Source organism: Clostridium algoriphilum, assembly GCF_020443705.1.
GTDB classification, from domain to species: Bacteria; Bacillota; Clostridia; order Clostridiales; family Clostridiaceae; genus Clostridium_AD; species Clostridium_AD algoriphilum.
Genome location: NZ_JAIZZK010000077.1, coordinates 1 through 5380 on the forward strand (window position 1 = coordinate 1; position 5380 = coordinate 5380).

Genomic DNA, 5380 nt, shown 5'->3' on the forward strand with positions numbered 1-5380 from the left:
AATACTTTTTTACTCATAATGCTCACAACCTTTCTAATTTAATTGTACAAAAAAAGATCCCATATGAATAGACTTTTTTAGTGTCTATCATATAGGATCCATTTTATTAATGCTAGTGGTTTTTAGTTTTTAAAATTACATCACCCTACCAGGTATTATTGCATCGAGTATTCCAATAAATATTGCAGCAATTATTGCACCTATTATTGATACTCCCATTCCAGGAACTAGGTATTGTGCTATATATAATATGATAGCTGATATTACAAACCCTTTTAGTCCCTTGCCAAAAGGCGATGCATCAACACCCATAACCTTTTCTACTGCATAATCTAGTAAGGATATAACTATTGCAGCTAATATAATTGAACCTAAACCCTTAATTACAAAGCCTGGTATTAAGAATGACGTTATAGCTAGTATAACTGAAGTTACAACAAATCTTATGATTAAACTTGTTAAGATACTAACGGCACCTTTCTTCTTCTCCTCTTTTTTCACAGTTAAACAACCTCCTTGTATTTATTTGTTGTAGATAACATTAATTCTTGTTATCTTATTTTTGGTTAAAATATTTTGTACATTTATATATTCACCATAAAGTTGTAATTTTACTTATAAAAATTAAAAATAAATATAATCTCTTACTAAAATTTTAATGTAAAGGAAATACTTAACATAACAAAGATTAAATTGAAACAAATAAGAATACTGTTTGAACTTTGGGATATAATATTTAAAACCAATTAATATATTATCACGCTATAAAATATAGGAGGAAGAAATGTTTAACAAAATCAATAAAAACAAAAACAAATTATCTAAAACTGTATATGATCATGATAATAATTTAGCTGTACGTTGCAAATTAATTGTAGATAGAGAAGCGGTAACAAATTATTTAATAAGTATTGAAGATTGTGCTGAAATGATTACTGTATTGTTAGATAAAGATGGTAATCCAATGTTCTCACAAGTAAGATTGTAATTTAACACTATGGATCGTACTTTACTACGGTATTTTCTTTTTTATTACTCCTTCTACATTGTTATTTTCACATTTTGAGCAATACATTTATTTCCCTCCCCTTATATTTAAAGTTTATAAATGCAAACTTACTTATAATGTTTATTAACTTCAGTAATCAATTTAATCCAAAACTTAGATTCCTTTTTAATTGTCTTTACTATTTTTTTAGGATGAACTTTTCCACTATGAAATGCTTTTGCAATTAATAATCCATAAATCAGCTTCATATAGATCACTCCTTATAGTTCTTTATATTCTTTTGATTCATTTAAAAGTCTATTTTTATTTATTATCTAATATACTTACCTACTATAAAAAAAATTTCCCCGAACTATTAGTCCGAGGAAACATATTATATATTTATTCTTTTAGCTCGTAGCTTTAATCTCTCTTATTTAAATAATTAAAGTATTACTTTTTTTTCATCAATCGTTCTATTTGATTTACTGACATCGGTTTATAATAGTAAAACCCTTGTATTTCATCGCACATCTGCTCTCTCAAATAATCTAACTGCTCCTTTGTTTCCACACCTTCTGCAATTACCTTTAAGCCTAAATTTTTAGCTAATACAATTATAACATTGATGATTGCCTCATCCTTCTCATTTATGTTTATACCTTGAATAAATGACATCGCTATTTTTATTTTATCTACTGGTAATTGTTTAATATAATTTAAAGAGGAATATTCTGTTCCAAAATCATCTATTGCTATTTTGACTCCAAGTTGTTTTAATTGTTGTAAAGATTTTATGATATATTCCGTTTCCTTCATAATTATATTTTCCGTTATTTCTAGTTCTAAATCAGTTGGTTTTAGTCCTGTTTCCTTTAAAATTTTTATAATGTTATCAATTACTTTTGTACTTTGAAATTGATTTACTGAAAGATTAACAGCTACTGGTACATTTATTATACCCTCATCTTGCCATTTTTTGTTTTGACTACAGGCACTTCTCGTTACCCATTCACCGATTGGCAAAATTAAGCCAGTCTTTTCAGCTATATATATAAACTTCCCTGGATTTACTAAACCTAATTCTGCATTATTCCACCTTATTAATGCTTCCAAACCAATAATCTCACCTGATATTAAATTTACTTGAGGTTGATAGTATAATTCTAGCTCATTTCGCTCTAATGCGCGATATAAACTATTTGTTAACCTCATTTCTTCAATCAAGCTATCTTTAATAATTGCAGTACACAGCTGAAATTTATTTTTACCCTTTTCTTTAGCCCTATACATTGCAATATCAGCATTTTTGACTAGTGTTTCTACATCATTACCATCTACAGGATAAATAGCACCACCGACACTTGTAGTTATATACAAAAGATCACTATTTATTGTAAACGACTCTTTAAAAATACTAAGAATTTTTTTTGACACTTCTTCAATATAATTCTCATTTTTTAAATTTCGAATTAAAATTAGAAACTCATCTCCACCAACTCTACAAACAGTATCACCTTCCCTTATTATACTTGTTAGCCTCTTTGCTACCATTTTTAAAAGTTCATCCCCTTTATCATGTCCCATTGTATCATTTATCCTTTTAAAGGAATCTAGATCAAGGAACAGTACCCCTAGAGTTTTTTCATTTCGAACTGCATCAAGAATACACTGATTTAATCTATCATTAAATAACCTTCTATTTGGTAACCCTGTTAAATAATCATAGTAAGCTAGATTTTTTATTTTTTCCTCCATGTCTATACGTACACATATTTCATGTTCTAACTCTTCATTTGCCTTACTTAGCTCAGTGGTTCTTTCGTTGACTTTTATTTCGAGCTCATCGTATGAATCTATCAATTTTTTCTGGACTAGTTTAATTTCTGAAATATCTTGGAATATACCAACAATCCCCAATGAATCCCCACATCCATCTTTTAAAATTGATGAAGATAACAGAATTGGTAATACATTATTATTCCGTTTCACCATTTCAGTTTCAAAACTACTACAGTTTGTTAGTTTTAATAATTCTGTTGTTTCTGAGAATAAAGTTCTTATCGATTGGTCCTTTAGTTGGTTTTTCTCATAACCCAGTAGTTTAAGTGCACCATTGTTAACATCCTTTATTAAACCCGCGTGGTCAACAATAATTAAGCCTTCCTTCATTATTTTTAAAACCTCTAAAGGAAAATTCTCTGGATTAAGGTCCATCAATTTATATTTTTTAATTGAATACCATATTCCAATTGTAGGTATAATAATTAAAATAATACCTATAGAAGGGATTATTTTAATATCTAATACCGGAAGAACAATATCTGTTATTCCACCTGCTATTGTTGCAATCATCACTGTCATTAAGATAATTATTGCTTGTTTTCTCTCCCTTATTATTTTTGAATTTTTCCACCAAGTAAAAAGGAAAAAGATAACTGCTACCATATAAGTAAAGAAATATACATTATAAAAATTTGTCCAAATGAATCCCCTATCTTTAGCCTGAAGGACAACCCATCCTAAATTTGTTTTTGCGAAATCTTGCAATGACAGAGGCCAAAAAAAATATAAATATATAGAAACTAGTGCTGGAGAATAAAAAATTACGTATTTAGAAGGTTTATCAAAAACACCTTCTTTACCTGTTAAAGTTATAATAAAATGTAAAAGTAAACAATTTCCTAATGACCAGAAAAAAGTAGAATATTTATATAAACTATTTGCAGTTCTAACATCAATTGAATGATTTATTAAAGAATACATAAATGCCCAAAAGGCTAAATTCATGCACATTATAAAAAATAACCTATTTGATTTATTCTTAGGATCATTCAAAAATGTAAACACACCTATCATCACATATATAATCCCACACAAAAAGTATAAAGTTGTAAAAACAGCCATACGCTATTCTCCTTAAGTTGTTATTATTCACCATATTTTTTTATAAATTCATTCAGCTCTTAATTTAAGCATTCTGTATTTGCAATTCATATACATTAAATCTTTTATGTACCTTTTTCATCCATCTATTTGTAATTGATTTTGACAAAAAATTATCATCAAATATCCAACCACTCTCCATATAATTAAATTTTCCATTTGTCCTCTTGTAACATTCATTAAAAAGTCCCAGTAGTACCCCTGATTTTCTATAACTAGGTAATACACCAATTTCAATAATTTTAAAACTTCTAGTACATTCTTCATAATAATTAGGATACCACATTAAGCAACCAACTATTTCACCGTCTCTTTCTGCAAATAAAATATTCTCCGATTTTAAAGTTGTAAGCATTGGCTCATATAACTCGTAATCTTCTTCCTCTTTCCTTTGATAGTAAAACTTATGCTCAGCAAATGCCTGATTTGCAAGTCTAGTATATAAAGCCATATCCGATCTAAAGTTTTCTGTGGAAATCTCTCTAAATGTAAATCGTTTGTAAACTTTTCCAACTATTTTTTCAATTGTCTTAACCGAAAAATCTTCAACATTTCCTTTATAAGAAGTCATTGTATGAATGTTTGCCTTAAAGTTTTTAAAATAGTTCACATAGTAAGGAGGATTGTAATTGTTACCATATGAATTAGTGTTAAATTCTTCTACTAAGATGCCAGCACCAGCATTAATATGGGTATTTAACCCTATTACAATTTTTTTACAATTATTTAGTACCCCTAGTTCTCTGGCATATTTAATTATTAAATCTACGGCCAGTTGATAATTGGGTAGCGCCTCAAAAAAACAAACAAGAACAGCATCTTTATAATTATTATGAATGACTAAAAAACATCCAGCTATTAGTGATGTTTGATCATATACACCAACCATAATAATTTCTGCATTCTTACAAAATGTTCCCTTATTCTCAAATAAATTCAGAATAATTTCTTCACAGTTCATTTTAAATTTTTTATCGTCTTTATATCTTGTCTACTAAATTTATGTATTCATCATAACTTATATGTGTGTCTACCCTTAGGTCCACATTCTCTACCCCCAAATTTTATAATTAAGCAAGTATTTACTACTAGCTCCATCCCATTTAAACTAACCTAATTGTTATTTATTTTTCATTATAATATACCATAGATTATGATATATTATAATAAAATTCAAATAAATAAACCACTCAGACTTAGTTATATGAATGGGTTAACCACATATGCCCTGAATTTTCACCTAAAACAATAAATATATTTTGAATTTTTGAATCATTAATTACGTTTGTACATAATAGTACAAATATAGGTGTTAAAACAAAAAAAGGAACCCCGAGTGAACTGCCCCCTGTCAAGTAGACAGTGGAAATAATTAAAGATTTCAAGTAAGGCGTCTATCATTTGGTAGGCGCTTTGTTTATGCTGCATTACCTAATAGATATCGCT

Annotated in this window: 5 protein-coding genes; 1 reads left to right on the forward strand and 4 read right to left on the reverse strand. The window is 28.2% G+C overall.

What is annotated here, in order from left to right:
• Positions 1 to 135 precede the first annotated feature (135 nt).
• The gene (locus LGK95_RS21720) at positions 136 to 501 is read right to left on the reverse strand and encodes a phage holin family protein (protein WP_226126990.1); all 366 of its coding nucleotides are present in this window, start codon (positions 499 to 501) and stop codon (positions 136 to 138) included.
• A gap of 283 nt (positions 502 to 784) precedes the next feature.
• Here LGK95_RS21720 and LGK95_RS21725 point away from each other — a divergent pair, with 283 nt between their 5' ends.
• A complete protein-coding gene (locus LGK95_RS21725) occupies positions 785 to 988 on the forward strand; it encodes a DUF6440 family protein (RefSeq protein ID WP_226126991.1) in 204 nt (67 codons plus the stop codon).
• 128 nt (positions 989 to 1116) lie between these two features.
• On the opposite strand, the gene LGK95_RS21730 is transcribed toward LGK95_RS21725, so the two are convergent.
• The 3 genes from LGK95_RS21730 to LGK95_RS21740 all read right to left on the reverse strand — a co-directional run bounded on the left by LGK95_RS21730 (position 1117) and on the right by LGK95_RS21740 (position 4895).
• Entirely contained in the window at positions 1117 to 1257 is a 141-nt protein-coding gene (locus LGK95_RS21730; protein ID WP_226126992.1) for a hypothetical protein, read from the reverse strand.
• 184 nt (positions 1258 to 1441) lie between these two features.
• A complete protein-coding gene (locus tag LGK95_RS21735) occupies positions 1442 to 3895 on the reverse strand; it encodes an EAL domain-containing protein (RefSeq protein WP_226126993.1) in 2454 nt (817 codons plus the stop codon).
• A 64-nt stretch (positions 3896 to 3959) separates the two neighbouring features.
• Positions 3960 to 4895 (reverse strand): GNAT family N-acetyltransferase, encoded by a 936-nt coding sequence (locus LGK95_RS21740; protein ID WP_226126994.1) that lies wholly within the window; start codon positions 4893 to 4895, stop codon positions 3960 to 3962.
• Positions 4896 to 5380: the final 485 nt, after the last annotated feature.